Source organism: Eubacterium sp. 14-2 (assembly GCF_000403845.2).
Classification (GTDB): domain Bacteria; phylum Bacillota; class Clostridia; order Lachnospirales; family Lachnospiraceae; genus Petralouisia.
The window spans coordinates 128,651-155,374 of the sequence record NZ_KE159568.1; the positions used below are offsets into that span (position 1 = coordinate 128,651).

The 26,724-nt window shown below is 33.5% G+C and carries 39 protein-coding genes; 5 read left to right on the forward strand and 34 right to left on the reverse strand.

From position 1 onward, the window contains the following. Positions 1–152 precede the first annotated feature (152 nt). From C805_RS17815 to C805_RS17895, 18 genes are all read right to left on the reverse strand, one after another. Complete coding sequence (locus C805_RS17815) at positions 153–1,832, reverse strand: hypothetical protein (RefSeq protein ID WP_016215345.1); 1,680 nt, start codon at positions 1,830–1,832, stop codon at positions 153–155. A gap of 556 nt (positions 1,833–2,388) precedes the next feature. Continuing rightward, positions 2,389–3,042 carry a hypothetical protein gene (locus C805_RS17820; protein ID WP_016215346.1) on the reverse strand — a complete coding sequence of 218 codons (654 nt, stop codon included), beginning with the start codon at positions 3,040–3,042 and terminating at the stop codon, positions 2,389–2,391. Between the two features lie 397 nt (positions 3,043–3,439). Further along, complete coding sequence (locus C805_RS27145; protein WP_016215347.1) at positions 3,440–3,955, reverse strand: hypothetical protein; 516 nt, start codon at positions 3,953–3,955, stop codon at positions 3,440–3,442. Positions 3,956–4,456: 501 nt separating this feature from the next. After that, the gene (locus C805_RS17825; protein ID WP_016215348.1) at positions 4,457–5,044 is read right to left on the reverse strand and encodes a helix-turn-helix domain-containing protein; all 588 of its coding nucleotides are present in this window, start codon (positions 5,042–5,044) and stop codon (positions 4,457–4,459) included. A gap of 130 nt (positions 5,045–5,174) precedes the next feature. Beyond that, complete coding sequence (locus tag C805_RS17830) at positions 5,175–5,498, reverse strand: hypothetical protein (RefSeq protein WP_016215349.1); 324 nt, start codon at positions 5,496–5,498, stop codon at positions 5,175–5,177. Positions 5,499–5,514: 16 nt separating this feature from the next. After that, on the reverse strand, positions 5,515–6,513 hold the full coding sequence (locus C805_RS17835; RefSeq protein WP_016215350.1) for a hypothetical protein: 999 nt from the start codon (positions 6,511–6,513) through the stop codon (positions 5,515–5,517). A gap of 109 nt (positions 6,514–6,622) precedes the next feature. Next, positions 6,623–6,829 carry a hypothetical protein gene (locus tag C805_RS17840; RefSeq protein WP_016215351.1) on the reverse strand — a complete coding sequence of 69 codons (207 nt, stop codon included), beginning with the start codon at positions 6,827–6,829 and terminating at the stop codon, positions 6,623–6,625. A 1-nt stretch (position 6,830) separates the two neighbouring features. Next, complete coding sequence (locus C805_RS17845; protein ID WP_016215352.1) at positions 6,831–7,259, reverse strand: hypothetical protein; 429 nt, start codon at positions 7,257–7,259, stop codon at positions 6,831–6,833. Then, positions 7,252–7,605 (reverse strand): hypothetical protein, encoded by a 354-nt coding sequence (locus C805_RS17850; RefSeq protein ID WP_016215353.1) that lies wholly within the window; start codon positions 7,603–7,605, stop codon positions 7,252–7,254. The genes C805_RS17845 and C805_RS17850 overlap by 8 nt, the downstream gene beginning before the upstream one ends. A gap of 145 nt (positions 7,606–7,750) precedes the next feature. After that, a complete protein-coding gene (locus C805_RS17855) occupies positions 7,751–7,987 on the reverse strand; it encodes a hypothetical protein (RefSeq protein WP_155957645.1) in 237 nt (78 codons plus the stop codon). Between the two features lie 103 nt (positions 7,988–8,090). Continuing rightward, positions 8,091–8,270, reverse strand: a complete 180-nt coding sequence (locus tag C805_RS17860) for a hypothetical protein (protein ID WP_016215355.1) — start codon at positions 8,268–8,270, stop codon at positions 8,091–8,093. A 488-nt stretch (positions 8,271–8,758) separates the two neighbouring features. Continuing rightward, the gene (locus tag C805_RS17865; protein ID WP_016215356.1) at positions 8,759–10,732 is read right to left on the reverse strand and encodes a hypothetical protein; all 1,974 of its coding nucleotides are present in this window, start codon (positions 10,730–10,732) and stop codon (positions 8,759–8,761) included. A 15-nt stretch (positions 10,733–10,747) separates the two neighbouring features. Beyond that, positions 10,748–10,930 (reverse strand): DUF5659 domain-containing protein, encoded by a 183-nt coding sequence (locus tag C805_RS17870; protein ID WP_016215357.1) that lies wholly within the window; start codon positions 10,928–10,930, stop codon positions 10,748–10,750. 78 nt (positions 10,931–11,008) lie between these two features. After that, positions 11,009–11,329 (reverse strand): hypothetical protein, encoded by a 321-nt coding sequence (locus tag C805_RS17875; protein ID WP_016215358.1) that lies wholly within the window; start codon positions 11,327–11,329, stop codon positions 11,009–11,011. Between the two features lie 4 nt (positions 11,330–11,333). Further along, on the reverse strand, positions 11,334–11,678 hold the full coding sequence (locus C805_RS17880; protein ID WP_022751245.1) for a hypothetical protein: 345 nt from the start codon (positions 11,676–11,678) through the stop codon (positions 11,334–11,336). A 69-nt stretch (positions 11,679–11,747) separates the two neighbouring features. Continuing rightward, positions 11,748–12,212, reverse strand: a complete 465-nt coding sequence (locus C805_RS17885; RefSeq protein WP_016215360.1) for a hypothetical protein — start codon at positions 12,210–12,212, stop codon at positions 11,748–11,750. Positions 12,213–12,921: 709 nt separating this feature from the next. Then, positions 12,922–13,344, reverse strand: coding sequence for a PIN domain-containing protein (locus tag C805_RS17890; protein ID WP_016215361.1), 423 nt, complete (start codon positions 13,342–13,344; stop codon positions 12,922–12,924). After that, a complete protein-coding gene (locus tag C805_RS17895; RefSeq protein ID WP_016215362.1) occupies positions 13,344–13,559 on the reverse strand; it encodes a type II toxin-antitoxin system Phd/YefM family antitoxin in 216 nt (71 codons plus the stop codon). The genes C805_RS17890 and C805_RS17895 overlap by 1 nt, the downstream gene beginning before the upstream one ends. A 464-nt stretch (positions 13,560–14,023) precedes the next feature. Here C805_RS17895 and C805_RS17900 point away from each other — a divergent pair, with 464 nt between their 5' ends. Further along, positions 14,024–14,221: a helix-turn-helix domain-containing protein gene (locus C805_RS17900; protein WP_016215363.1), complete on the forward strand. Its 198-nt coding sequence runs from the start codon at positions 14,024–14,026 to the stop codon at positions 14,219–14,221. A gap of 574 nt (positions 14,222–14,795) precedes the next feature. On the opposite strand, the gene C805_RS17905 is transcribed toward C805_RS17900, so the two are convergent. The 15 genes from C805_RS17905 to C805_RS17965 form a co-directional block, all read right to left on the reverse strand. Next, the gene (locus C805_RS17905) at positions 14,796–15,383 is read right to left on the reverse strand and encodes an Ntn hydrolase family protein (RefSeq protein WP_016215364.1); all 588 of its coding nucleotides are present in this window, start codon (positions 15,381–15,383) and stop codon (positions 14,796–14,798) included. 67 nt (positions 15,384–15,450) lie between these two features. Beyond that, on the reverse strand, positions 15,451–16,116 hold the full coding sequence (locus C805_RS17910) for a hypothetical protein (RefSeq protein ID WP_016215365.1): 666 nt from the start codon (positions 16,114–16,116) through the stop codon (positions 15,451–15,453). Between the two features lie 256 nt (positions 16,117–16,372). Further along, positions 16,373–17,401: a hypothetical protein gene (locus C805_RS17915; protein WP_016215366.1), complete on the reverse strand. Its 1,029-nt coding sequence runs from the start codon at positions 17,399–17,401 to the stop codon at positions 16,373–16,375. Between the two features lie 785 nt (positions 17,402–18,186). Further along, positions 18,187–18,600 carry a type II toxin-antitoxin system VapC family toxin gene (locus C805_RS17920; RefSeq protein WP_016215367.1) on the reverse strand — a complete coding sequence of 138 codons (414 nt, stop codon included), beginning with the start codon at positions 18,598–18,600 and terminating at the stop codon, positions 18,187–18,189. Further along, positions 18,590–18,814, reverse strand: coding sequence for a hypothetical protein (locus C805_RS17925; protein ID WP_016215368.1), 225 nt, complete (start codon positions 18,812–18,814; stop codon positions 18,590–18,592). The genes C805_RS17920 and C805_RS17925 overlap by 11 nt, the downstream gene beginning before the upstream one ends. Before the next feature lie 325 nt (positions 18,815–19,139). After that, a complete protein-coding gene (locus C805_RS17930; protein WP_016215369.1) occupies positions 19,140–19,322 on the reverse strand; it encodes a hypothetical protein in 183 nt (60 codons plus the stop codon). A gap of 24 nt (positions 19,323–19,346) precedes the next feature. Beyond that, positions 19,347–19,784, reverse strand: a complete 438-nt coding sequence (locus C805_RS17935; protein WP_016215370.1) for a hypothetical protein — start codon at positions 19,782–19,784, stop codon at positions 19,347–19,349. 57 nt (positions 19,785–19,841) lie between these two features. Next, the gene (locus C805_RS17940) at positions 19,842–20,126 is read right to left on the reverse strand and encodes a hypothetical protein (RefSeq protein ID WP_016215371.1); all 285 of its coding nucleotides are present in this window, start codon (positions 20,124–20,126) and stop codon (positions 19,842–19,844) included. A gap of 9 nt (positions 20,127–20,135) precedes the next feature. After that, positions 20,136–20,924, reverse strand: coding sequence for a recombinase family protein (locus C805_RS25385; protein ID WP_016215372.1), 789 nt, complete (start codon positions 20,922–20,924; stop codon positions 20,136–20,138). Positions 20,925–21,260: 336 nt separating this feature from the next. Next, complete coding sequence (locus C805_RS17945) at positions 21,261–21,533, reverse strand: hypothetical protein (protein ID WP_016215373.1); 273 nt, start codon at positions 21,531–21,533, stop codon at positions 21,261–21,263. 20 nt (positions 21,534–21,553) lie between these two features. Beyond that, positions 21,554–21,790 (reverse strand): hypothetical protein, encoded by a 237-nt coding sequence (locus C805_RS17950; protein WP_016215374.1) that lies wholly within the window; start codon positions 21,788–21,790, stop codon positions 21,554–21,556. A gap of 96 nt (positions 21,791–21,886) precedes the next feature. Next, the gene (locus C805_RS17955; protein ID WP_016215375.1) at positions 21,887–22,591 is read right to left on the reverse strand and encodes a hypothetical protein; all 705 of its coding nucleotides are present in this window, start codon (positions 22,589–22,591) and stop codon (positions 21,887–21,889) included. Between the two features lie 125 nt (positions 22,592–22,716). Then, positions 22,717–22,866 carry a hypothetical protein gene (locus C805_RS26455; RefSeq protein WP_155957646.1) on the reverse strand — a complete coding sequence of 50 codons (150 nt, stop codon included), beginning with the start codon at positions 22,864–22,866 and terminating at the stop codon, positions 22,717–22,719. Positions 22,867–22,896: 30 nt separating this feature from the next. Beyond that, a complete protein-coding gene (locus C805_RS17960; RefSeq protein WP_016215376.1) occupies positions 22,897–23,217 on the reverse strand; it encodes a hypothetical protein in 321 nt (106 codons plus the stop codon). A gap of 112 nt (positions 23,218–23,329) precedes the next feature. Further along, the gene (locus C805_RS17965; protein WP_016215377.1) at positions 23,330–23,638 is read right to left on the reverse strand and encodes a hypothetical protein; all 309 of its coding nucleotides are present in this window, start codon (positions 23,636–23,638) and stop codon (positions 23,330–23,332) included. A gap of 207 nt (positions 23,639–23,845) precedes the next feature. Between C805_RS17965 and C805_RS17970 the strand changes: the two genes are divergently transcribed. From C805_RS17970 to C805_RS17985, 4 genes are all read left to right on the forward strand, one after another. Further along, on the forward strand, positions 23,846–24,079 hold the full coding sequence (locus C805_RS17970; protein ID WP_016215378.1) for a helix-turn-helix domain-containing protein: 234 nt from the start codon (positions 23,846–23,848) through the stop codon (positions 24,077–24,079). A 242-nt stretch (positions 24,080–24,321) separates the two neighbouring features. Continuing rightward, a complete protein-coding gene (locus C805_RS17975; protein WP_016215379.1) occupies positions 24,322–24,576 on the forward strand; it encodes a hypothetical protein in 255 nt (84 codons plus the stop codon). A 237-nt stretch (positions 24,577–24,813) separates the two neighbouring features. Continuing rightward, the gene (locus C805_RS17980) at positions 24,814–25,332 is read left to right on the forward strand and encodes a J domain-containing protein (protein WP_016215380.1); all 519 of its coding nucleotides are present in this window, start codon (positions 24,814–24,816) and stop codon (positions 25,330–25,332) included. Between the two features lie 93 nt (positions 25,333–25,425). Next, the gene (locus C805_RS17985; RefSeq protein ID WP_016215381.1) at positions 25,426–25,686 is read left to right on the forward strand and encodes a hypothetical protein; all 261 of its coding nucleotides are present in this window, start codon (positions 25,426–25,428) and stop codon (positions 25,684–25,686) included. A gap of 417 nt (positions 25,687–26,103) precedes the next feature. On the opposite strand, the gene C805_RS17990 is transcribed toward C805_RS17985, so the two are convergent. Further along, positions 26,104–26,706 (reverse strand): Ntn hydrolase family protein, encoded by a 603-nt coding sequence (locus tag C805_RS17990; RefSeq protein WP_016215382.1) that lies wholly within the window; start codon positions 26,704–26,706, stop codon positions 26,104–26,106. Between the last annotated feature and the right edge of the window lie 18 nt (positions 26,707–26,724).

Consider the following 26,724-nt stretch of genomic DNA (forward strand, 5'->3'; position numbering starts at 1 on the left):
GGCACAAAAGGTTTATTGCACATATGGCTCTCCACAGCCTTATACGCCCTCTTATGCCTGATATTCAAAACAAAAAACATTTTGAGGAAACAAATTTTTCTTTCTTGTCCCTCTGTATATATGTACTTGTTAATATAAGTAAGTGCACCTTTTTACCCTACTTTATACATAAAAATTTCATGGTCTTTATTTGATTTGCTAACAATGCGCCTGTTTTTAGGAAATATGTAACACACTTTCTTTTCTTCATCGCAAAAATAATAATTGATACAGCCATAATACGCCATTAGTTTTACCTTATTAATATTATATTGAATTGGTTTTTTTACCTTCCTACTTGAAAATAATTTGATTTTCAAAATTCCGTCACGTAATTCAGCTTCCCAATATCCATTTTCCCAATCAACAATCCCCCTTATTTGATAATCGCCAAAATATTTCCTTCTATATTCATCTTCTTTCTTTTGATAACATGCTATCATTGTGTTTGCTATGTTAAATAACGCTTCTCTTTTATCTTCCACTAAATCATAATCGTTGTCTGATATTAAATTAACCATGTCGTACTTCTTCTTTCCCTTTTCTTTAGAGATAACGCCAAGAATCATTTCTTCATACTTTTTCATTATGTTGAAATAATTATCAAAATCATTTCCATTTATATCACTATTAATAAAATCAATGCTTTTTCCATATATTTCATAACTTGCCCTGTCAAACATTTTTATATATGCCTTTTTATCCAGCCCATATAAAAAACGTTCAGATTCTTTCTCATAAACACCTTCGCTTTTCTCTGCTTTCCCAATTTCGTAATTTAACGAATAGAATAAATGGTCTAACAACCGCTGCTCTATAATCTCCATATCCTTTGATATGTTTTCCTGCTCAATATTCATATGATGTCTGAACCTGATTATTTCATGTAATGTTTCCTGTGTCACAAAACGCATACCAAACCCCGTTTCCATATCACCGGATTCATCTTTTAAAAAAGTATCCTCACAATTCATAATAGTTTCAATAATGGCCTTGATATTGCTGGAAGTTGCTTTAAAAAGTTTATATACATCATATTTCCTTAACCAATCTAAATATTCTGTATACATTGTTAATCGTGACATGCCGCCTTCAGCATATAAAAATTTTCTGAATGCATATTTATCAAAATTTGAAAATCCAATCTCCGATTCTTTCCTCAAACATTCCATATCATATATATCCAGACAACTGGTCTTTGCTCTTTTATTTATTTTTCTTGAGGTAAAATATGAAATATTTCTGAGCAGTGAAACACCATTACTTATTGGAGTATCTACATTTTTCTTGCCATCCAAAGTCAGACAATTATTTTCATCTGTTTTTGTACTAAATACCTCAATGGTTGTTTCATACATTAGTTCATTAAAATCAGAAATATCATATTCGCCTTCATAATATTTTCTATTGCCACTATTCTTTAATTTCTTCCCATTCTCATAACCCGTATTTTTTGCATTAGATAAAAATTTTTTCTTCTTTTTATAAAGCATTTTATTCAAACACGAAAACCGGAAACTCACGCTTGAATATGCAGAATCTATCCATTCTTTTTCCTGTATATTCTTTTCATTATCCAGCACGAATTCTGAATCTAAAACATTATCCATATGGGACATCTGATACTCCTTATTCATTACGTCTAGTCTATGTATCTGGTGGTTGTCCACTGTCTGAAATAATTCATTCAAAGCAGCTTTATCTCCAGATTGAACTCTCATATAAATTTGATATAGATTTTCTAATTTGTTATCATCCACTAATATACCACTTCTTTTATCTATGCCACTCAATAATTCATCCTCCACAACCTAAAATTCACAACAACAACGCTTACACTTATCTATTCTCTTTTTCTCCAACCAAAAATCCCACACTATAACGCATAATCCATATAATCAGGATCAGCCAGTCGGAACCATATCCCATCCGAAAGTTTCGGTTCCGCCTCTAGGATTCTGAGATATTATCCTTTTATGGAAAATCAGATTGCTTTATCATCATTCATATACTTATTACTTCTCCATCCATTCCCACATTTTTCTCAAAACTGCGAAAAACCTATTAAATTCAAAAAAATTGAAATATTTCTTCAAAAAACCAAAAAATCCGTAAAAAAATAACACCTAAAGCAGTCCCAATTAAGAAACTGCCTTAAATCAATGAATCATTCCTATATGCTATTTCCGTTTAATGAATTTCTTTGAATCTGTGTGTTTTGTGCTTAATATCGTTATAAACGTATTTCGAATGTGCGTTCTGTGTTACATTTTATATCGAATATACGTTCTATTTTCAAGTGTAAAAAAACAGCCACCGTTTTATTTTTGATGGCTGGTAAACTGATTCTTAATATGGTTTTCCCTGAGATATCACTATACTAGAGACTCTCTTCGGAAACTTCTCTTTAGAAGGAATATAATCTTCTTCTCCATTATACTTATATTTTTCAACACAATACGACAAAGCAAACTTATCAAGATAATACGCTATTATTTCAAATGCATAACCTCCTTCATTTGCCTCATACATTAAATTGTATCTAAATAACTCTCTCAGTATCAAATTTTTATCAAATCTTCGACTGGAGACATTGTTTTTAACAAATAGCAAGCCGTTTAAAGAAACATCTTTAAGCAGTCTTGCATAAATAAAACATTCTTGGGCAGTAATAAAGTCTTTTGAAAGTGAATCTAACAAATGTGCTAAATACCTCCCTTTATCTATACTTTCAAAATCATCAATATATTTTAATAATGCAAACCCATAGTCTTTACCATAATCACTTTTAGCAAGTAATTCTCCTATTTTCCTTTTATCAGTTTGATGGCTGTCAAGTTCATTCATTAACGCAGATATTTTTTCGTAAAACATCGCATCTCTTATACAATTTACTGATTTCCTAATTTTGTCTAATAATTGAAATACACCTATAGCATTGCCTTCCATTACCTTTTCAAATGCAACTACTATTTCAGTTGTATTTTGAAGTATATCTTTCATTTATATTCTCCCAAACAAAATCAATCTAATATAATTAATAAAATAATACCACACCAACCATCACTATTCAATTATCAATGTCCCAAAATTTACCAAAATCCAACAATAATCCCCTATCACTTGACAGTAACCTTATTACCACCAGATACAACAACTCCCAATTCCTTATGCAACGTCCTTGCATCAATCCAGGAACCATCTTTTATAACCACACTCAATTATCCTGCCAAATTCCCCTCAAAATCCATCATCCCAACAACTCCTAACCTGCATATAAAAACCCAAATACAGCCGAAATAACGGCTTTATAACCACTGTATAATTCAATTCATAAGAAACATTTTTATAAATTTTTGTTTCAACCCAATCTTGTAACTCAGGAACCAGTTCTGTGAGTTTATTTATAATTATTAAGTGTATCTACTGAAATACCAATCATTTCTGCAATATCAGACTGAGTTTTCAAGTTATAATTATTAGAACTTGATTTTCTATCGCCTCCATACTCAATTCCATAAGTCTGTTCCAACTCTTTAATACATCTTCCCAGTTTAATGGGATTACCTATGCCACGTTGACGGATATTAGTTTCAATAACTTTTTCATATCCAGCATTGATACTCACTTCATTTGCAAGAACTTTTTTCTTTAATTCATCATCATCAGAATTCATTACTTTATTAAACCTTGCGACAGTGCCAGTTCCAACACCAGCTAATTTTGCTAGTTCTTTATCAGTACGAGTAGAAGTAATAACCTTTTCTCCATTTGGAGAAGAAGTTAAATCAGTTCTTGCACCTTGAGTGATTTTTGCCTGTTCTTGAATCTTTTTCTCAAATTTTTTGACAACAGCAATTCTTTGTTGAGGTGGAAGATTGCGTCTACCTAATTGTGTATTAATCATCCATTCCATCAGATTTCTTAATATCCCTAGGAATTCTAATCCCCTCTATACATCTGCACAATATATAGTATTTATTTTCTTTTTATGCTCTATATCTTGTATTCCCTTTCGAATAAAAGAGCAATTTTATTGGCAAAATCAATTCTTTTTATTATGCTGCTCCAACCAATCAGCCATATTAATAATCTCAGCCACACCACCATAATTTACCAGCCTAATCCTAAAATCCCCAAAATATGAAATATCCCACAGTTCACTCTCTGGCACATCATTCATTGTCAAGTCTGTTTCGATTGCTCCTATCATCAAATTGCAAAAGTCAATATTTGTGACTTTATAGATTTTTGAATCTGCTACTGATAGGTATTGAATTTTTGTGTTATTAATCGTTTGAATCCTCCATATTTCTTAATGTTAATAATGTGTCCATTTGGACATACTCTTAACCTTTAGAAATTTAAGAAATTTCTTATAGTTAATAATAACCAAACCCACATCATACTCTTAACATTAAGATATTCCACTTTCTATTCTTTTGATCTCTGCATCTAATTCTATCTTTTTTTCGTTACATTCATTATCGGAAAGTAATGGTGGCTCACTTATCTCATCTTCTGTTATATGCAATAATTCCATAGCTTTCATTCTTCCCTTATCAGTCAAACAAATTTCGGTTGATTTCTCACCATATTTATATCTGAATGCTAAATCCTTCTCTTCAAGATTTTTCATGGTTCTTGTTACTGTAGCATAATTCTTGTTTGTGTTATGATCCATCTTTATCCGTGCGACACGATATATAGTACCCTTCTCATAACTAAATTCCATGCCAAAATAATTCAACAATATGTCTTCTAAGTACATTTCATACATATTACAATAATCGCTTGCATAATATGGTCTCCCTTCTTTTTCACACTTGCAGATAATATTGTTATAACAATTTCGTATTTTTATTGCAAATTCAGGACATTTATCCTTGTCATAATAACAGCATATTTTCAATGGTTTCAAACCTTCTCTATTATGTAATACCGTAATTCTGAAACATGTTTCTAATATCCATTTCTGTATTTTGCTCAATCTTTCACTTGCCATTTCTTACCTCTTTTTTATATATTTTCACCACTTGGTTTAAACCAACTGCTCCTAAATCAAAATGGCAGAGATAAGGAATATCCTTGTAATCCTCTTTACCTGTCTGACTGACAGGCCATTATTTTTATCCCTAAATCATAAATCTTCGCACCGGAACTTCCCGAAAATATTCATCCGGATTTTCACCAGATTCAATCAATTCCTCTCTTGCTTCCTCAATAATCTTCTGCATTTCATCATCACTAATATTAAAAGCCTTCGCCATATCTGAAGACGTACAGATAAATTCCTCACCTGTGATTTCAGAAATCTTTCTGCACATGTCATAATAAATGAATTCATAAGTCAGTCCGCCTTCCAGACCTACGTCAATAACCTCATTCACCATATCTTCTGTAATTCCATATTTTCCGTAATTGTTCATTATATTTTGTAAAACCGTTTCTCTGTCCATTATTTTCTCTCCTATCTTATCTTCCAAACACTTTTTGTCCATCCACATCCGTTATATATACTTCTTCTTCATAACCCACAATTCCATCTACATATACCGTATTTGATGCATCCGGTTTAATCATATTTACTAATAATTCAATTCCTATCTCAAAATCAATCGTATCACTGCGGTAATGAAAAACATCGTATTCATAATCTTCTAATGATTCCACTTTTAAATTTTGGATGCACCATGCAAGGTTCTCCACAATACTATGGTTACGGAAATCCCTGTCAATACCTACATCCGAAAGATTAATAAGCTGCTCTCCATCTTCAGGATGATCGTCATAATTGAAATATGGAACTAATATATTCCCTTTTTCATCAATGCTGATCTTGTCCCACTCATGATAATCATAGGAACTAAATTCAATAAATACTCCTTCCCCAACAATATAAGAAATCAAATTCATATGGCCATTACTGGTAACCTGTGTCATAACCTGTATATCAAGCCCACATTGCCTTAATTTATCAATATCCAGCCTTGATTTATCATATAACGCTGCTACTTCCTCTTTATAATATGTATGGCTTTCCCTGTGTTCCTGGATTTCTTTTAGGCATTTCTGCTCTTCTTGTGGTAAGTCATACTTTAAAATATATTCTTCAACCGAAATACAACCGTGTTTTTTAGCCATTAAATCAAAATATCCTTTGCCAAATGCAAGTTTTAACGGATACATACTTGTTACCATTTCTATTTTGCTTCTAAGAGTATCTACCTTTGTTATTTCGATTTGTTTTTGCCTTGAAAGAGCATTATCATCTTTTACAAGCAGACTGTTATAATCTGTTTCAAGAATACAATCACCTATTCCTTTAATCTTTATAATCATATCTCCATGTGCATCTACAAATGATTGTTTTGTTTTGTAATTTAATGCTTTGGTTACATCCGATAATTTAAGATATATCTTGTTATCGTGAAATATTTTTGTTGTAATTTTAATTCCTTTCTTGTTTGCCATATATAATTAATTCTCCTTATCCAAAAAATCTATATTTGTGAGCAATCGTCAGATTGCGAACTAATCAGTCACCGCTTGCGGTGGCTGCCTACTGTCAGAGACTACACTATTATCCAAGCATGTCTTCATATTCCTCTAACAATATATCTTCTACTCTGCTATTACTTCTCTTTATTTTCTTTTCGTCCTTACACTTAGCACTTAAATATGCTTTGCATTCTTGATCTTTTTCAACCGAAAATTTATGTGCTTCACATACGATTCTTTCTTCATCAAGAATATCTATCAAATGCCTACAATTTTTACACGAACTCATTTTATTTATCCTCCAAATATCTTTTAGTAATTTTTTGTATTTGTTCTGAAATCATCTTCCAATCTTCTAAATAATTGTGTAAACAATTCCATGATGCTTTGACAAAACAATCATAAGCATAAGGATTATCTGTTTTTCTTACTGGTTTCTCATTGTAAAATACTGTACCAATAGGAAATTCACCATTTTCTTCACCAAGCTCTAATAACTCATAATTTTTATGGCCACCATAACGCTTGACAGGTCTTGTAAGAATCCATAATTTACCCTTCGCTTTCTGGTCAACTTTCCTATAATAATTTTTAGGAATTGTATATGTTGTTTTCATATCATCAACTTCTACAAATTTATTTACCACAAATAAATATCCGTCCATTATCCTATAGTAATCTTGCCAATCGCTTGACGAAATCATTTGCAATTCAGTCATAAACCATATCTCCTTTATCCATAAAAAATTTCTCTCCTACTTCTACTGGCACTCTAAAAGGTTTATCCAAATCTTCCTCTTTAACAACCTCATCATGTACCTCTTTCATGATTTCCAGCATTCTTTCCTCAGATGTCCCGAATGCTTTTGCCATCTGACTCGCTGTGCACCAGAAGAAATCCAGACCATAAGCATCCGTTATTGCTAATTGAAGGAAGAAATAAATCCTGTCATATGTATACCCATCTTTTACACTTCCATCTATTAACGGCTCTATATCTTCTTGTGTAACACCATATTTATTATAAATAGTCAAAATATTTTTTATCAGCGTTTGTTTATTCATGATCAGCGTTCCTTTTTTATCCTTTTTTAACTCGTAAATCTATAATTTCCACTCTTCATAGGACAGAACTTATCAACACCATATACTTCAAGCATTTTGTTCATCTCCCATTCAATTTCTTGCTGATACCCTTCTTTGATAAAATTTATTCTGCTTTATGATCTAACATTATTACTTCGATAATTTTATCTTTTGCTGATGAAGAAATTATTTTATTCTTATTTTCTGTCAGCAAAGATAGAATATCTTTATATGTTACATCTTTAAATTTTAGGTAATTTATGTATGCATCTTTATCTTTAAACCAATCACGTCCAATTTTATAAAACTCATCTGATTCTCCATGAATACCAGTGACGCAACATTTAACCATCCTTGCCATATAATTCCCATCTAAAAAATATATACTCGTGAGCAATCCCTGATTGCGAAACGGAGGCATGAGCTTGCCGCTTTTTGCAAGCGATTGCCTAACTGTCAGTGGACTATACCAATAAATCCTCACCATGTAATTCTCTGATTCGTTCATCAATCACAAACTTTAAATCATTTAATATTGGCTCTTTATTCTCATATTCAATAACACTTGAATTCATAAAACCATCCAATAATGTAGCAAATTTCTTATGTAAATTATCAATATATGTTTCTTCCCTTTTTGTCATAACATTTCTCCAATCTTTACTTAACATAAGTGGGGACACCCACACCCATAGACAGCCATATTGTCTTGCCCTATTCACCGCCAAAGGGCGGCGGTTCGCAATATGCCAATCCAATTAACGAAACTCATCTTTTTTGTAAGCAGATATTTTTCTTTGGGGGAGAATCCACAAATATGATAAATAATACATCTGTGTGAATCTTACCCCACTTTTCACCTTATAATGTCCTTTTCAATCTGCCTTATCTGATTCCAAAATTTTTATGTGCCATCTAATAAATATATAATTAGAAAACGGACACAAAACATATTAATTTATTTTAGAATGTCCCCCTTTTCCTATATAAGTATATAATTAGAAAATAGGGGACAAAACCTTTTTACAAGAACTATTTTTTATCAACAAGAGCATCATTGTTACTTTTTGCTTTACAATTTTGGGTAGGATTCTCTAATAATATATATTAGGAAATCCCCCCTAAAATAAACTTAACCAATTTTATAATATCCTTGTTTTTCTGTCTTCATTTCATTAAACATTTTTTTTATAATTGAATTACTTTTTCTTGTTTCCTTAAAAGTGTTATTAGAAAGTCCTGTATCTGATAGCAGTGTGCTAATCTTAAATACAGCTCCATGTTCCTGTTGTTCGCACCAACTAATTATTTTCTGTGCATTGGTCATTTTCTTTCCCTCTGGCGGTTTCCTGTTTTTTATTTTCTCTATCTGCAATTCCTCTGGTGTATCTTCATACTCAAATACTGCTCCATACGGCTTATACCTGTCTTCAATCATAGAAGATAATGCTTTATAAACATCCGATCCATTATTATAGAATGTCCATATATGTACATCATCTGTATTCCCATAGTTCCTTATTGCAAGCCTGAATATATTCTGCTCAAAATCAGCAAGCATACACCTAAGCATTACAGTGTCAAGAATATTTTGGTATTCACTCAAATTTGAATTAACGCTTTTAAAAAAGTTCTTTGATTCCTCTTCTGTCATATCTTTTAACTTATGGTAAATATCCATATTGCATCCACAATAGATATAAAAATATGCAGTTGGCGGATAACGGTTCATCCCAATATGTGCCATCTTGCAGAAATCCTTAAAGTCATTAAAACCTTTAAGATTGCCAAAATACCCAACATAATCAAACTCTTTATTGAAACGCTGGAATAAATTACTGTATGTTACTATTAAAATCTTCCGTTGTTTGCCAATACCATGATGTATCTTATTTTTCAAATAGTTTGCAATAGAATTTGTCGTTAAAAATGACTGTTTCTTTCCATTGCATAATACATTCTTGCTTGTTGCCATTTTTACATTCGTTATAGTCATTTTAAGTGGTTTATTATATTTTTCCCCGCTTACAATATCTACATAGTCCAAATCATAACGTGGATCAATATCACATGTTGCATCAAAGACAAAAAACTTTTTATCCTGTCCTAAATAAAAAGATTCCCTATTATCCCTAACTAATATAATTGAACGCTCATATTTATCGCTTTTCTTCTTTTTTATGAAATTAAATATGGCTCCATTTTCTGCAATTTCCCTTAAATACTGCAAATCCTTTAATATTGCATTATATTGTTGTGTCAGGGATTCCCTATTTTTCTCAACAACTTCAAAAAATAATGTGTCGTTCGGAGTTATGGTAGGGTATCTTCCATCCTTCCAATATAAAGTTACATTGTCTTTAGTTGAATCTTCCTTTTCATCCATCTGGCTGAGCAGCCTGTCCTTAAATATCTTAAATTCTCTGATAGCAAACTTTTTGTTTTCTACTTCATCAGATAACCCTTCATAAAGAGCGGATTCTATATCTGTCAAGTTTTTGCTGTTTATTGTAACTGTCTCTGAAAAATATGGGCATTCATCAAAAATGACTATGCTTCTCTTCAAAGGCTTGTTATTATAATTAAACCTGAAAAGCTGCTCCCTTACCTGTTCACTAAGCATAAAATACCTTTGTGTCGAAAGTAAGACAATAGGCTTATAATATTGCTCTGACAACTGTTTCTCAAATGACACAGACGTATTTGAACGCAAAACAATAACACATTTTTCAAATTCCCTATAATGGTCTTCAATCCCAAACGTTTCAAATATCTCTCCCCAACATTTAGCGGCTTCTTCCCTATCTTTCCTCCCATTAGACAACTCCTCTAATCTTTTAATTGAATCTGTAATAACTACCAATCCCAGAGGTTCATGTCGTCTGCCATAGAAATAATCCCCAATACAGCAATGCATAAACGTTTTTATAAAGGTAGATTTCCCTATTCCTGGTCTGCCACCAAAACAAGTAACTTTTGAAGTGTCTTTGTTATGTATGAGGACTTCAAAAACCATTTTATAAAACTCTATCTGCTTTTCATCAAATTCATAATTCTCTGGTAAATAAGTTTCAAAATCATCCCATGTTAATTCTGTCTTCTTCATTGGCACACACTCCATCTATCGACTCATATATTTATCTATTGCCGATTTTAATTGTGGTGTGTCATTGAAAAAGAATACATTCCTGCCAGTTTTCTTTAAATCGGGCTGCATATCAATAAGGACAAATCCCATCTGCATCAAATAACCTGCCATTTTCTGACTGTAAACAATAAAACTTTTCTTATCTGTGTTGTTCATTTGCTTTATTCCTCCAATCCTATTCCAGCACTCTTTCTTCCACATCTAATAACAAAGCTCTTCCAATTCCACACCTCCCTATCCAAATGCAACCGTCTCCAATTCAATCCTGTTTCCATCCTTCATCATGATAACCATATTCCTGCAATGGATTCCTGTACCATCCTCATATGTAACTTTCTTTACTTCCGTTGGATCAATGGTCACTGTCTTTGGTGAAAAGAATCCATTCCCCGTATCATCTGAAACCTTGATGGCATTGCCGTCTTCTTCTATTTCATGTCCAAGCATTTCAAATTTCATGATTTCCTGTAATTTACTGGAACGGCAAGTGACTTTTATTGTGTCAATGGTTCCTGAAAATAATTTGTCCAATTTGCTTAAGATATCCTGTCTCATTGATTCATTCCTCCGTTTCTTCAAACAGCAGTATTTTATTTATTTCTTCATCAGTTGTATTGTCAGCAACTTCCAAATATACAGTGATGATATTTTCTGAATGTGGGTTATATCTGCCACATTCAATTATGTAACCATCATTTTCAGACAAATCCCTTTCATAGTGCCAGTCTATAAAATTAGCAAACACTCCAGATTCATTTATAAAAGCTAAATTATCCAGAAATATTTCTTTGCTCAGTTCATTTATCTGATTGGATGATTTATAGCTACACTCTATTTTTCTGACTTGTAACAGATTGTTTGTGATTGCTTCAAGCAATTGTTTTGTTGTTGTTCTACGTCTCATTGTTTTATATACTCCTCTTCTCGTTATAGGCGGCATATTTGGATATACACCGCCCGATAATATCATCTTCTATCCTAAAAGTTCATGTACTCTGTTTTTCACTGCTTTTTGCAATTCATAAATCTGTTCATGCGATATTGTCCTCTCCGACAGGATATTCTTCAGCAGTTCCCGATTAACATTTCCTGTATTGTAAATTTCTTCAAATATCCTCCAATAGCTGCGGCACATATTTTCCCAGTGGTAGGAAGCCATATCCTTCTCAACCAAAAGCTCCATTGTGGATTTCTTTGTTTCTTCCATGCCTTCAGGAGAGAAATACTTTATGGAACCGTCTTCTGTCTCTGCAAATGTACACAATATTTCCTGTTCCTCAATCCATTCCCCAATGAACTGCTCCGCTAATTCCTCTGAATCTGTGAGATTATGGTTTTTCAAGACATCCAGATATTGCAGCTCTATCACTTGGAAATCTGATTCTGATATGAATGCGCCTGTCTCTTCCCTTAATCTGTCTAAACTTAAGTTTGTCATAGTTTCTTATCCTCCATATTTTCTTTTTATGCAGAGCCAGCATTTCGCCAGCCCTCAGTTAATAGTTGTTGATAGGACAGGAGCATTTGCCTGTCATTCCTTCCATCTATATGATTACTTCTCCATATGGAAAAAAATCTTTCGTTTTTTATTTGCAATATAGTTTCCTTGTATTAGAAGATACGTTTTTTTGTATCTAACACATATTTCTCTTTTTAATTTCATCATTTCTTGATTATTACTTCTCCATCTGATAATTCAACATTTCGCATATTTTTCTGTTGTAAACAGAGAAGTAATAAGTTTATAGTTTTTCATTTCAAGGCACATGAAATAATTCCTTACAATTAAAAGTAAGGATCATAAAATATCTTTCTGGAATTGTAAAAATCCCCATCTGGAAAATTTTACAGAATCGCTCGGAATATTAAAAACTTGACTTATTGTATCAAAATATGTAATAATATTGCAGACGCATTCTGCGTTAAATTATGCATAAAGACCTGTCCATCAGAGGTGCGCTAACACCGTTTGTATGATTGGATGGGTCTTTTCCGTATCCTGTTGACAATGATAAATATAGAACATTTGTTTGTTTTTGTCAACAGGAAATCACGAACAAATGTTTGCTATTTTCTTTAAATTATGGAAACAAAAAAACTACCTCTGTACAATTACACACATTGGTAGTTAAAAGTGAAGCAATATCTTATTCCTCACCGGAAACAAATTTAATAAATTCATCCGGTAATACAGCTTTGATTTTTGATTCATTATAATCTTTTATGTTTCTTGTTACAATGTAATCCATCTGATTACAGCTTGCACAGCAAGAAATAACTGCATCTTCATAATCCTTTATATCCAGTAATAATGCCTGTCGGCAATCTTCAGAAGTAACATCCAAAATATAAAACAACTCAAATAATTTGGATATGGCATTTTTCGCTTGTTCAGAATCATGCAGATGTTTCCTTATCAGATAGTAAATATCTATAGCGGAACTTGCGGTAATATATAAATCCTCTATCTGATTAGCGGCTAACATAAATATTTCTTCCGCTGCCTCCCTGAATGGCTCCCTGCCTGTTAATGCGTCTATGATTATATTCGTATCAACCAATGCTTTCATTATTTATTATCCAGCCTTTCATCTCGTGCAGCATCTATATCAGCATCTTTAGGCAATATACCAAATAATGCCTTTGCCGTTTCTACTCTGTTTTGATGTGGATTTGTCAATTTTGCAACAACCTTCCCATTTTTTGTAATATAAATATCCTCTTGTGCAGAAAGCAACAAGTATTTGCCTAAATTTTGTTTTAATTCTGTAGCTGTAATGGACATATTATCATCTCCTTCCGTACTATTATTATATATTATTTGTGCGATAATGCAAATATATTCGTGCGATTTTTTACTATTTCATTAAGAAATAATTTAACTGTGCCATTTTGGCATAGCTGCATCTTATGTATTTTGCCATGAAATCGCTGTTTTATTTCAGAGGTGAATGGCTATGCCTGTAGCGCGATATTTGGCTCAAATACGGGTTAAAATGGTTTTAGGGTAAGATTCTGCATTTATTGGAAACAAGGCTGAATCAGCCTGTTAATGCTCTTTATCTTATAGAATAGATTTCACCCCGGATTATTCAGAATCACAAATGCCCTGTATGGAATTATTTTGGAGCATGGATGTAAGATTACATGTTGACGGGATGAAAACTTCATACAGGGTAAATTCACTATGCATATTCCCATGATTCCTGGACAAACTCTATCCTATATGCAGATACGGAGTGATTATGAATGAAGATTATGCTTAATCAAGTTTTAGAGGATAAAGGAATATCACAAAATAAAATGGCAAAGGAGACAGGAATCTCCACAACCACGCTTCGGAACCTGAACCACAACAGGACTACCCGGATCAGTTTTGATATACTGAAAAAGATTTGTATTTACTTGGATTGCAGTGTTGAGGATATCCTTTACGTGGAAAAGTGAAGATTGTCTTATTCTGCCGGATGTGTTAGAATGCTTATAGTCAGATTAGAACAACGTAGGGATAGTCTGGTGGTTGTACTTTCCGGAAACGGAAAGGAGTACATATGAATACGTTAGAAATTTTAACGCTATTATTGGTTGTTTTTGCAGCCTTATCATACCTCGACAATCACCATAAAAAGTAAATTGGCTACCTCCTACGGCAATAGGAAGTAGCCTGTTTAACTTAAAATCACCATTATTAAGTTTCCGGTGGCAACCATCGGACAGCTCAATATCCTTTGATTGCTTCTATGATGATTATAAACTATCCAGAGTTCTTTTTCAAGTGGTAGTTTAGGAAATGAGGATGTTTCGGCATCCTCATTTTTTCGTGAGTATATATTTACGTGGTTGCCAGATTGCTTATTTTCAACATGGATATTGTGGAAAATCCAGCAAATCAAGGGTCTGTATATGCTCCCTATCAAGAGAACCTTATTTTTCAATGGTTTCTGCTGATATGCAGGTGAAAAATAGGCTGCTTTTGGTAAGTTCGGTCACACAGGATTTTTAAATGGCAAAATACCTTTTATTATATTTCTTTCATAAACAAATTCGTATTTATACTGTCATCCATATCGGAGGCTTTAGAAAATAGTAAATTAATATAATCTTCCAATTCTCTACCTGGGTAATTTGTCATTACTTTCTCAAAAATAGAATCAATATCTTTAGTGCCTGGAGATAATACACTATATACAAAAGTTTTTGCAGTAGGAATATATTCCTTTATCTCAAAATTTGTAGGCACTCCAAAATTATACAATGCCATTATTCCTTTATTGTTTTTTCCTGCTACAACCATCTGAAAATTTGTAGGGAGAGATTCTTTCAAATTTTTTCTATAATCCACCCCTTCCTGGGCAATTTTACAAAAAATATTTGCAACATGATCCGCTTTTAATTGAGAAATGTCCTGCTTACAAACATTTTCAAATTGTTCTAAAAGCCATAAAGAGAATTCTCGATCACCGCTAAACCCTAAAATCACATTATCATTTATCTTTCTTGTTTTATCAAATTTTTCATCAACCACTAAATCTGTCCTGGCATTTTTAACACGGCCATCACTGATTACAATTGCCCTATTTGTGAACACTATTCCTATAATTAAACTCATTTCCTATTTTCCCTCTACTATTTTATGAATAATCTTACATCCCATTTTACTAATCCAAACTTTCGATTTACTTACTAACTTCACATTGAATAACCATATTCCTTGCCCGTTCTGCTAATCCAATCTGAAAACTTTTTATATCCATACTCTCTCCCTTTTTGCTTTCCAAATTTAAAATATAAATATATTGTGGAACACAAACAAAAACCTTCTGAAACCTTATTTTATGTTTAGTCTGAATATTGTTCATTTCACTAATTGCTTGATTTAGCATTTGCTGATTTGCCAAAATATCACTATACACGAACAAATAGTTTTCCATATATTTTTTATATCCATCATCATTTAATTTTTTTATTTTCTCTGAAAAACTTTTAAATATCCTCTCAAAATCATCATTATCAGGTATACCAACAAGTATCCCATCAACATACATTGCGTACGGTTTATAAGAATTATTTATTTTCTCAATTGCCTTATCCCTGTTTCTTACTTGTCCACTTTCTATTTTTGCATACAAACTTTCATTTTCTTCTTGCACCTTATTTCTGGCTATAGTCACTTCAACACCTATGCCATTTTTATCATCTTGCAAATCTGGCTTATCCAATATTTCTAAATTTTCAAACTCGTTTGGAAACATTTTTTCTAATATTAATTTTGCCAGACACTCATAATAATCTACTTTTGTATGATCTGGCAGAGGTTTATTTGCAAAATCCTTGTATTCCATAAATACTCCTAATTTTTTAACATATTATTTTGATTATAAAAACCTTTTACTTATACCAAATTTACAGTAATTATCTATGTGAAACGATACACTTAGACAGATTAGCCTATATGGAGCTGAGCAGGTGATTTGCCTTGCCAGATATTCATTTATTCCAGTAACGACAGATTTGCTTTTACTGGATATACCACTCGTATTTTCTGTACGAAGGATTTAAAACAACTAAGTAGATACAATGCCTTTCACAACTAACAATCTACACGTCTATAACAATTTCTGAATATTCTTCTTGCATTTTTTTCACTCTCCACGCAAGTTCTGCAATGATATCCATACATAAAATCAGCTTCAAATTCATTTCTTTTGTATTATAATTTGTCTGTTTTCCATGGCATATCATATTCCGATTAGGCTGTGTGTCTATATCATTTTCCTTAGTCGAATATGCAACTCCCAAAAAATACTGTAACACTTTATTTCCTATAATAATAATAAACCTCTGTGATTGACAATTTACTATCTGAAGAAGCATTCCTTTTTCACTATCTGGTTTACAATTCTGATTAAATCTAACTATAAGATCCTTTTTTTCTTTATATGGAATCCTCTGGAATTTAATCAATTCGTTATATACATCACGTATCATTCCACTCAATTGAGTTGCAAATAAAGAAGCTGATGAAGCGTATAATCCAAGTTCATATGTCTCTATTCCTTCTTCAATAAGTACCACTCGTTCTGAATTAAAAACTTGAACATTTTTAATACCATTCAAAATATGAGCTATACATTCATCATTATAATAATCCAGGATAATTTGGCACATTTCTTTCTTATTACATTGATTATCATTGCTTTTATAAGAATATATCAACCTATCCTGCAATTCTGTATCCATTTCCAGATATATAGGGAACCCCAATTCGTCCGCTATTTTTAAAAATAGATTTTTATCATGTATTATTTTCCACTGTTTAAATGATTCTAAAACGGAACTCTGTAAAACAATGCCACAATTAGACAAAACAACATTTAGATTAGAAGCTATAGCCGATACATTCTGCATCCAATTTTCACCAAAAATACTCATGCGCATTGTTCTTAAACTTGAAATGCACTTTGATATTGCTTGTGTCTCGCACAGCTTCAAATTATAAAGTGGCATAACTGCATCTTTTAAACTATTGATACTTGATTGCATCTTAAGATAATCCATAGATCTTGATATCCCTTTTAAGTGATACACGTTTACACTATTTTGAATACGAATAATGCCAGTATACATATATAACCTCCCCCCCCTTAACAAAAACAAACAACTGTTCATAAAATTAAAAATAAGTTTATCATAACTCTTATTTATTTGCAACTATATTTTGTGCCTATTTTTCATATTTCTTTTCATACCTACTAAATATAGAAATAATTCATTTGCAAACTTCACATAATATATATTTTGATAGTCAAACTATTTTCCATCCTCCACCGAACACAAACACACCATCCCTCACCCTTACCCAAACACCCCACAATCCCTTATTTCACAACCACTTCCACCCCATTATCTCCAAATATGCAGCAGTCCAAAACCCATCCTGAAAACTCCCACATTCCCTTATTTTACAATCAAAAATCCGAATTACTTATAAATCATCACCTTTTAATAAGTTATACTTATATTAAATTTCATTTTATAACCTACACTAATAATCGAAAATTACTTATAAAACATAGCATTCCTGATACTCTCCCTCCAGAAAATAACCATCCCTACCGAACATCCTTATTTTAGAATAACTTCTAATCTCATTTATTTCCATGATAATATATATTTCCTATATATTTACTTGGATATTATTTAAAAAATAATATCCAACATACAAAATGTCGAACTATATACCGAACTTTTTCGCTATATGAACTGCTGCATGGTGATTCATTTTATCCCTTATGCTGCTCTGCATCTTCACATAAAACAATCATCCATCACCAATAACAGGATACAAAGAAAGCACCGCCAGATAATCAATTCATCCTTTGGCGCTTCTCATTTCACTATATAAAATCTTTTTATAATTCTAAATAGTCTTTTGGTAAAATTGCCTTTATTTCTGAGGTTTTATAATCATCAATGTTTCTTGTTACAATGTATTCTGCCCCATATGCTTTTGCACACTCCATCTGCAAACAATCCTCAAAATCTGAAAAATCCCCATTTTGAAGCCCTGACAGCAATTTGGCTTTATCTATCCCTTCAATATCAAAAATCCGGCATAAATTAAGCAGCGCCTCCCTCCGTTCTCCTGCATTGTAATCTTTCCTTAATATAAAAAACATGTTAGAAACTGAATGCGCTGCAATACACCCTTTTACTTTTCCATCCACACAGGCAAGGACAATCTTCTCTGCATCCTTATAAAACGGCTCCCTTGTAAGAAGATAGTCAAGCAATACATTCGTATCAACCAGAACCCTATTTACCATACTTTTCTTCCCTATAAGAAGCTAACTCCGCATCATAATCAGTAACAGTCCCTTTCCTGCGCAACTGCTCTAATCTTGCAAACGCTTCTTTCCTTTCTGATTGTTCGTCATTGTATAAGCCATTCACACCCTGCATAATCTGGATCACAAAGCCCAATTTATCTTCCGGCACCTTTTCCAGCATCCTGATTGCTTCCTGTCTGATTGCTGTCATAGGCAAATACACCTCCCATTTCCTGATATCATAACTGCTTCATCCATTTACATCTATAATATAGCATTTTCCCGCACCATATACAATCAGCACCAGAAGAAAATTTACGCTTTCCATTTGTAATCAACTAAAACGCTTCCCTGAACTGCTGCAATTTTATATGAAAGAAATAGCATCCCACCGTCCAAAGTGAATGCTATTCCAAAATAGATATTCCTACTGAGGGCAAATCGGATCTTGCATCCGGTTCACTTCCTGATTAGATTATACACTAGGGCTGCTTGATTTTCAAATAGCTCTTTTCGTTTTCTGCAAACAAATATCCTTACTTCTGTCCTGGGGTACCCTCACGGAACAAATACCCCTCAGAAGCCGCATAAAACGCTTCCCTGAACTGCTGCATTTCACCATCTGAAAGCACACCATTCAATTTTCCCATGCAGGTATTACATGCTTTTTCTTTCAATCGGTTGCTTTCTTTTACTTTTTCCATTGTTGTGGTTTCCATAAATGCCTCCCTGTCTTAATTTTATCAAAAAGGAAACAAAACCTTATTCAACTGCCACTGGCAATACGATATGAACTCATTTCGAAATTTAGATGTTTCAGAAAAAATATTCACCGTTTTATCAATATCAACCCAATATTCTATCGGATCAGTTATTACAACCGATATGTAATACTGTGGGCTAAGTTCTTCATCATTGTGGCATAAAACCTGCATCCGTACACATAACAATAGCTTCTCTGACTTTGGTATATCCATATCTGATTCCGTTTTTGACCATTCTTCCATGCCCTGATAGATAATATCATTCAGCTTGTCTTTGATACATTGTGGTGTATCGTCTGTAAAAGGAATGGATATTAAAACACCATGCTCACCAGAAACATCAAATTCTATCTTGTGATTTTCAATGTTGAACTTTGTATATTTACAATCTTCTCTACTAAAACTCATACTTTTCATACTTCTCTTCCTTCCGAATTTCCTCTAACTTTTCCCTCTTCTGGTTCTTATGTATTCTCATTTAATCAGCCCTATTTCATTCAACAGGCATACACAGTCTTTAAATCCCTGCTGGTATGCAGCCCTCATGCAGCAGATCCCCTGTGATATGTAAGCGCACACCAAACCATCTATCATCTGCATTTCTTTCTCTGAAAATCCATGTTCTTTCATCTGTACAGAAACACCTTCTATTTCCTTCCGCGCTTTCAGATATGCTCCATCCCCTGCAAGAATACTGTCTAACCTTTCCCCGGTTACACGGATTGTTAAAACATCAAAAATATTATTGCCATTATCCATATACACTCCTCACTCTCTCAACCGCTTGTAGTTTTCATAATCTGTATCTACAATCCAACCGCAGCCCTGCTCAAATTCCAAAAGAACATTTATCATAGCCTGTTCTGCTGTCTCCGCCTCAATAATGACTTTCCTTGTAATTTCCTTATACGGATGCTTTAATGGAACAATAAACTTTTTCACTCCATGTTCTTCATTCCATGCGGATTCAATATCATTCATAATATCCATTAAATTCTGCTTTGCGTCTTTCATCCAGTACAATTCCCCATTGATTTCTACTGGCTTTCCGATTTCAAATTGGTGCTGAATGTGATCTGCCAACTGCTTTTTTCCTGCTTCCACACCTAAGCCTTGCATAACCCTGTCATGTATCTTTTCTTTTTCCTGCTGTGCCATATGTGCCTTTAGCGTCACAAAAATATCAATGATCATCTTCGATAAACTGTCATCATTCATTTTTTCCCAATCATTCAGAAACGGTACATCTAAAGCTACAACCCTGATACCCTTTGACTGTAAATCCTTAATTTCCACTATCACATCATCTGCATTTCTCCCTAATCGGTCTATATCAGATATAATCAGAGTGTCACCATTCCTAAGCTGTTTCTTCATATTGTGATAGTTTGGTCTGTTATCCGCTTTTGTTCCACCAGTGATAATATCAGAAACAAATTCATCAATATTAAATCCATTGCATATAGAATACTCAATGATAGCCTGTTTCTGTCTATCTGTCTTCTGTGTTTTATGATTAGTCGATATCCTCATATAAGCAAATATTTTATTTTCCATCTCAGTTACTCCATGAAATCCATAAGTATTTTCATATAAGATTTTCCGTACCATTCTCAAAGAAAATGATTCCGTAATTACCCTACATGAAATCAACTGTTTTTGTGTAAGGATAAACACCCTTAAATTAAAACTTATCCTCAATCAACAGTAGTAAAAGATTCCCACCAGTGCCATATAAAGATACCATTTTCTTTCCGTTAATGAAACATTTCGTTCTTGATGAATTCATCAAATGGCTTTTCTGTCCATGCTCTGTCATTCTTTCTGTATATGCTTTCATTATCTTATGCTGTCCATTCATGTGATTCCGCAGGCTGTCAGCCTGTTTCCTTTTCACAAATCCTTTATACATATGGAAACAAAATAATCATAAAACTGCATCCCTCCGAATAAACAGTTCCATTCCAGAAACCTTTCCACTGCATCATGCACGACCGCAAGACTGCTGTCACCTTTTACAAAATCAACTCCGGCATTGAATAACATCGTTGCTGTTTCAAATGGGATATTTATTTTATGCCCCTGTTCCCTTAACTGGTCTACCATATTGCAAAAATCCATAAATTTTTCATCTGTGACAAATTTTACTGCTAATTCCTTATCCATAAATTCCCTCTGTCCTTCCACTAAACCAATCTGCACAGACAGGCCAGTTTATATAACGGGTTCTGTGAAATTTTCTGCTGCCTCTCTTTCCTTCTCTGCTCTGTTCTTCTCATACTGTCCATAATAGCAAGCTGCACATCCACTTCCACATATTCCACCATCTGAACCGGTGTCAATTCAGCGTATTCCGTCACAAGGTTTCTATCTATAATTTCCGTTCCATCATCGCAAATGATTATCCTAAAATCAAACATCATATTTTCCGTCCTTTCCGTTATCCATATAATAATTTCCCACCTGGTAATTTTTCCATTTATGGGACTGCCACCTACCCGGGCAGCCCCGGTATGTATCTACCAATTTTCCCTTGCATCTTCCCATCTGTAAAAATCTTCCACATTTCCATACTTCATCGTGTCCCTGTAAAGCCTTTGTAATGCGCTGTTATAATTCTTGGTAAGTGTTACTATGAGCTGTGCAGTTTCCCGGACTCCCCAATCGAAATAATCCGGAAGGATTGCAACCGCTTTTCTTGCAATCTCAAAATCACTCCATCCTTCCTGTCTCATGTCTATGATGAGCTTTAATAAATCCGATTCTGCATATCTGTGGATATTGGAATATATATCATCCAGGAATTCTTTTTCCACTACATACCGTTCCACGTTCTGTATGGGGTCAATCCACCATGGCTCCACCCTGCTGCATGTTTCCTGTTTACGATCTTCATATTCATAATCCAGTCGGAATGACTCACGCTCCACTATATTTTTATTACCGTAATACTCACGCCAGTAATGCATCATCCTGCCCTTTAACTGCTGGAATAATACCTGCCTAAATGGGTATCTTGTCTGCAATTCGGGCTTTTCCGTCACATATTTTTTTATCGCGGTAAGATAATCAATCACCAATTCATCATAAAAGGTTTCTGCATCCAGTTTTTTCAATCTCATATATTCAAAAATCAGATCATGGTTTTCCGGAAGTGAAGCAAACTCACGTTCTCCATCGTTCAATGGTCTTTTCGTATAATCCAATACTGCTTTATTTGTCATAACATTTTACCTGCCTTTCGTTTGGTTGAGAACATTTGTTTTCTGATTCAACTGGCCGATTGAATGAATCAGGCGTGTGGGAATCGAACCCACATAAATTCCAGAACCATCCGCCCACTTTCCAGCTAATGGGATGAGGTTTTCCGCTTATCTTTATACCATTTGACTGTCCCATCGCTGTTTATGGGAATCTCTACCCTTGTGCCTGTCCCATATTCAATTACCTGTGACCGCTTTCCACTGTCAGCTTTGACAGAAACTTTTACTTTGTTCATTGCTTTTTCCCCGCTTTCCATGTATTATATTTAGCTGATTCTCAGCACGCTGTAATAGCTTACCTTGCTTACTTTCTGGTAATCTTCCCTGCTGAGCAGCTTTTTCACTTCTTCCTTATCCACGGTTTCACGCTCCTGCGGGGAATAGGTCGCCTTGCACATGTGCCCGATAAACTGTAAGATTTCCTTACCCTTGCTGTTGGTTGTCAGGCAGTCGTTCCTGTTCTCGTTGAGGAATTCAATGACTTCTCCTTTCAATGCCTTAATGCTGTCCTCTGTCTCTTTCAGAAGCATTTCCAGACTTCTGATTTCTTCCATTTTCTGATTCATTTCTTTTGTCGTGATGCACATAACCGTCTCTCCTTTATCATCTTCTCAATTTTGTGTTCCATTGCTGTTTAGGATTGTGTACTATCCCGACTACCCTTGTTTGGGTAGTTTCGCCGGCTCTCACCGTTGCTCTTCAGGGGATTTTCTGTTCAATTATCCAAAAGCAACTCCACTCTAAACAGCTTGCTACATATGGGAATTGCTCACCGTCTGATTCATCTAACCAGGACACTAATTCATCATTACAAAAACTATTTAATTTTTCAGTTGTAATCTTTTGTCCGTACATCCTGAAAAATTTTAATGCATCCTGTTTTATAATCTCTTTCATCCGTTGTTTAATATGGAAAACCGCCTGGTTATAAGTATTGAAAGTTCCTTCTTTTTGCTTTCTGTTGCCTTCCCTGTCGGTTTCTATGACTTCTTTTACTTTATAAGCCATATCATTTACCTGCCTTTCGTTTTGTTGTGATTGTTGCTTTGTTTGATTTGTTGAGTTAATTGTACACTATAGTATACTTATTTTCAATCGGCAAAGTACACAAAACTATACTTTATTTTTTTGTAGAAAGTATATAAAAGTGTACAATTTATTGTGTTGACTTTTAGAACACAATAATGTACAATTAAATTACGGAGGTGTTTATATATGGGAGAAAGAGAAAAACAATATAGCGGAACAATTAGTTATAAGAAACTATTTACATTAATGGAACAAAAAAATATTAAGAAAAGAGATTTGAGAGAAAAATATAAAATTTCACCAACAATTGTTAATAGATTAAATAATAATTCTAATGTGGCTGTTGATACTATTATGTATTTATGCGAGATTTTAGAATGCCAACCTTCTGATATTATGGAATATATACCAACTAAATAACATATTTATATATAATTTTATATTTATTTAAAGTACACTATTATATACTTTCGACAATTTTATCTGTATATTTTTGTGTACTTTTATTGTTGACTTTTAAGTATACTATAGTGTACAATAATCATAACAAATCAAACATCACACAACACAAAGCACCTTGACAATTCAATAGACTTTACACTCTGGATGTGGTATACTTCTACTTAATAACAGTGAAACAATCGCAAAGGGAGCGTGATAGAATGACAGACAGTGAAAAACTTGATTTATTACTTGAAAAAGTCGGCACCATTGAAAAAAAAGTATCAAATATTGAATTAACACTTGAAAATGAAATCCGTACTAATATCAAGCGTGTAGCTGAAGGACATCTTGACTTATCAAGAAATCTACACGAAGCACTAAAGATAGATAGCGAAAAAGAAATGCTTGCTATCCGTGTAAGCGTCCTTGAAACTGAATTACGAAGAATTAAGGAACGACTTGAAATAGCATAACCACAACTGAATAATCACACAAACAAAGAGTGTAAAGCCTATTGAATTGCCAAAGGCTTTGCACTTTTTTTATTGGATGGAGGAAACAGCAATGATTAAAAAGAACGTAACATATTATGAATACCGAATATTGAAAGCAATCTATGCAAGCATAAAGGTTCTCAAAGCAGACGATAACAGCGCGACAGTCGTAATCAGAAGATAGCATACCTAAACGGAATGAAGGAGGTTATGAGGATGGCATATTTCAATAATATCACTACACTGGAAGAATTAAGAAGACAATACAGAGATTTATTAAAGAAATTTCACCCTGACAACAAAGACGGAAGCACACAAGCAACACAAGAAATTAATGCAGAATATGATCGGCTTTTCAAATTATTAAAGGATAGACACGAAAGCAAATCAACGGACAACAAAGGGAACAACACAAAGACAGACTTTAATAATATGAAATACGACTTTTCAGAGGATGAATTGTTAAGAGATATGCTGCAAAAAGTTATTCACTTATCAGATATTACAATCGAAATTATTGGCAACTGGATCTGGATTAGTGGTAATACATACCAATATAAAAAAGAATTGAAAGACCTTGGTTTTAAGTTTGCAGGTCAGAAAAAGTCATGGTACTGGCATAGTGAAGCATTCAGAAAAAGAAGTCATAAGAAGTTAAGCATGGAAGACATAAGAAACTACTACGGAAGTACAGAGGTAGAGACAGACGGAACAAAGAGACTGAAACAAGCGTAACCACAAGTAAAAAATAAGGGTGTAACCAATAGGAAAGGCTACACCTGATATCTAAAACCAATGTATCATTTACGAAAAGGAAATCATAGAACTATGAAGAAAACATTTAAAGCTATCGGAATTGTCGCAACTATAGGCATTATGCTTGTATCGGCTTATATGTTAGGCACAACACAAGCGGAAACAATCACAGAAATACAGACAGTGACAGAGACAAGGGAAGTTGTACCAGATGGATATATACCACTTCATGATAATATTGTGGATATGGATGCAGTAATTGACTTTTCAGCTACTGAATACGGCTTGCAACTGTATTTTGAAGATGGAAGCGGTTACTTTTGGGAACGATAACAGCACGGTAAACAATAAACCGTGATACATGATAAAGGCTATGCGCTTCAATGGCTCATAGTCTTTTTTGTGCGGTTGTTTGCTAATATTTGTATGGTTATCATGCGATTTTAGGCTTGCAATAGCTTCATTGATACATTATTAGGGTAACGTCTGGAAAGTGGCTAGAATCGGCTTGTAGCGTGGTTATTTGTGGCTTGTGTGCGGTCTGTATGATGGTATAGGGGCAGCAGGCATAAGGGTGCATGCCGGTAGGTTTACATTATATTTTTCGGACTTTATTCTGCTAAAGCCCCTATCTAATCTTTCCAAACGTCACCTTAAAATTTCAACTCCGAATCGAAGATACCAAGGGAGGGGGTATGTTTCCATTTCTATATATAAAGTGTCATATATACCATATACCCCATATAAAAATCAGCTAAAATGCTCCATACTGCTATTATCTGTCACAAAATTGTAAGTCCAAATATCACATGACGGACTAACAGTATTACAAATATCAGAAATCTCTTTTACTGTTTTCTGCAAAAAGTTCTGAGGAAACATATGTATATTTTTAACGTAAATATTACTACAAGTTTGCATATCTGCACCTAATGGTGGAAATAGAATCATTTCTGTTTTTGTATCCCCTAATTTGCCATTAACATATGACACCGCATAAATACCATTATCATTATTTTTGTCTTTACCAGCCACAATGAAATAAGATGAAGAATTTAGAATGTTTATTGCATACTCTCTGTCTTTATTCATTTTTAAGGACATAAACATTGCATTTATGTTTAACAAAATATCCTCAATCTTAAAATCATTTGCATTCTTCAGTCCTTTTACAAATTCTCCAAATAATGCTTGTGTTCCAGCATTTCCAGCGAAAGCAACCGCCAAATGACTATTAATTTCGATAATTTTTTTCTCACTGTCACGAATAAAAGTACCATCTTTTTCAGATAACCTATTATCAGCAGCAAGATATAATTTATCCTCTGCTTTATATCCTAAAATCACACTCATTTTATCACTTCTCCATAT

Coding starts and splice junctions, on each gene's coding strand:
- C805_RS17820 (WP_016215346.1), bottom strand. CDS start 3,042: ATGAAAGATATACTTCAAAATACAACTGAAATAGTAGTTGCATTTGAA.
- C805_RS27145 (WP_016215347.1), bottom strand. CDS start 3,955: ATGGAATGGATGATTAATACACAATTAGGTAGACGCAATCTTCCACCT.
- C805_RS17825 (WP_016215348.1), bottom strand. CDS start 5,044: ATGGCAAGTGAAAGATTGAGCAAAATACAGAAATGGATATTAGAAACA.
- C805_RS17830 (WP_016215349.1), bottom strand. CDS start 5,498: ATGGACAGAGAAACGGTTTTACAAAATATAATGAACAATTACGGAAAA.
- C805_RS17835 (WP_016215350.1), bottom strand. CDS start 6,513: ATGGCAAACAAGAAAGGAATTAAAATTACAACAAAAATATTTCACGAT.
- C805_RS17840 (WP_016215351.1), bottom strand. CDS start 6,829: ATGAGTTCGTGTAAAAATTGTAGGCATTTGATAGATATTCTTGATGAA.
- C805_RS17845 (WP_016215352.1), bottom strand. CDS start 7,259: ATGACTGAATTGCAAATGATTTCGTCAAGCGATTGGCAAGATTACTAT.
- C805_RS17850 (WP_016215353.1), bottom strand. CDS start 7,605: ATGAATAAACAAACGCTGATAAAAAATATTTTGACTATTTATAATAAA.
- C805_RS17855 (WP_155957645.1), bottom strand. CDS start 7,987: ATGGCAAGGATGGTTAAATGTTGCGTCACTGGTATTCATGGAGAATCA.
- C805_RS17860 (WP_016215355.1), bottom strand. CDS start 8,270: ATGACAAAAAGGGAAGAAACATATATTGATAATTTACATAAGAAATTT.
- C805_RS17865 (WP_016215356.1), bottom strand. CDS start 10,732: ATGAAGAAGACAGAATTAACATGGGATGATTTTGAAACTTATTTACCA.
- C805_RS17870 (WP_016215357.1), bottom strand. CDS start 10,930: ATGAACAACACAGATAAGAAAAGTTTTATTGTTTACAGTCAGAAAATG.
- C805_RS17875 (WP_016215358.1), bottom strand. CDS start 11,329: ATGAGACAGGATATCTTAAGCAAATTGGACAAATTATTTTCAGGAACC.
- C805_RS17880 (WP_022751245.1), bottom strand. CDS start 11,678: ATGAGACGTAGAACAACAACAAAACAATTGCTTGAAGCAATCACAAAC.
- C805_RS17885 (WP_016215360.1), bottom strand. CDS start 12,212: ATGACAAACTTAAGTTTAGACAGATTAAGGGAAGAGACAGGCGCATTC.
- C805_RS17890 (WP_016215361.1), bottom strand. CDS start 13,344: ATGAAAGCATTGGTTGATACGAATATAATCATAGACGCATTAACAGGC.
- C805_RS17895 (WP_016215362.1), bottom strand. CDS start 13,559: ATGTCCATTACAGCTACAGAATTAAAACAAAATTTAGGCAAATACTTG.
- C805_RS17900 (WP_016215363.1), top strand. CDS start 14,024: ATGAAGATTATGCTTAATCAAGTTTTAGAGGATAAAGGAATATCACAA.
- C805_RS17905 (WP_016215364.1), bottom strand. CDS start 15,383: ATGAGTTTAATTATAGGAATAGTGTTCACAAATAGGGCAATTGTAATC.
- C805_RS17910 (WP_016215365.1), bottom strand. CDS start 16,116: ATGGAATACAAGGATTTTGCAAATAAACCTCTGCCAGATCATACAAAA.
- C805_RS17915 (WP_016215366.1), bottom strand. CDS start 17,401: ATGTATACTGGCATTATTCGTATTCAAAATAGTGTAAACGTGTATCAC.
- C805_RS17920 (WP_016215367.1), bottom strand. CDS start 18,600: ATGGTAAATAGGGTTCTGGTTGATACGAATGTATTGCTTGACTATCTT.
- C805_RS17925 (WP_016215368.1), bottom strand. CDS start 18,814: ATGACAGCAATCAGACAGGAAGCAATCAGGATGCTGGAAAAGGTGCCG.
- C805_RS17930 (WP_016215369.1), bottom strand. CDS start 19,322: ATGGAAACCACAACAATGGAAAAAGTAAAAGAAAGCAACCGATTGAAA.
- C805_RS17935 (WP_016215370.1), bottom strand. CDS start 19,784: ATGAAAAGTATGAGTTTTAGTAGAGAAGATTGTAAATATACAAAGTTC.
- C805_RS17940 (WP_016215371.1), bottom strand. CDS start 20,126: ATGGATAATGGCAATAATATTTTTGATGTTTTAACAATCCGTGTAACC.
- C805_RS25385 (WP_016215372.1), bottom strand. CDS start 20,924: ATGGAAAATAAAATATTTGCTTATATGAGGATATCGACTAATCATAAA.
- C805_RS17945 (WP_016215373.1), bottom strand. CDS start 21,533: ATGGATAAGGAATTAGCAGTAAAATTTGTCACAGATGAAAAATTTATG.
- C805_RS17950 (WP_016215374.1), bottom strand. CDS start 21,790: ATGATGTTTGATTTTAGGATAATCATTTGCGATGATGGAACGGAAATT.
- C805_RS17955 (WP_016215375.1), bottom strand. CDS start 22,591: ATGACAAATAAAGCAGTATTGGATTATACGAAAAGACCATTGAACGAT.
- C805_RS26455 (WP_155957646.1), bottom strand. CDS start 22,866: ATGAACAAAGTAAAAGTTTCTGTCAAAGCTGACAGTGGAAAGCGGTCA.
- C805_RS17960 (WP_016215376.1), bottom strand. CDS start 23,217: ATGTGCATCACGACAAAAGAAATGAATCAGAAAATGGAAGAAATCAGA.
- C805_RS17965 (WP_016215377.1), bottom strand. CDS start 23,638: ATGGCTTATAAAGTAAAAGAAGTCATAGAAACCGACAGGGAAGGCAAC.
- C805_RS17970 (WP_016215378.1), top strand. CDS start 23,846: ATGGGAGAAAGAGAAAAACAATATAGCGGAACAATTAGTTATAAGAAA.
- C805_RS17975 (WP_016215379.1), top strand. CDS start 24,322: ATGACAGACAGTGAAAAACTTGATTTATTACTTGAAAAAGTCGGCACC.
- C805_RS17980 (WP_016215380.1), top strand. CDS start 24,814: ATGGCATATTTCAATAATATCACTACACTGGAAGAATTAAGAAGACAA.
- C805_RS17985 (WP_016215381.1), top strand. CDS start 25,426: ATGAAGAAAACATTTAAAGCTATCGGAATTGTCGCAACTATAGGCATT.
- C805_RS17990 (WP_016215382.1), bottom strand. CDS start 26,706: ATGAGTGTGATTTTAGGATATAAAGCAGAGGATAAATTATATCTTGCT.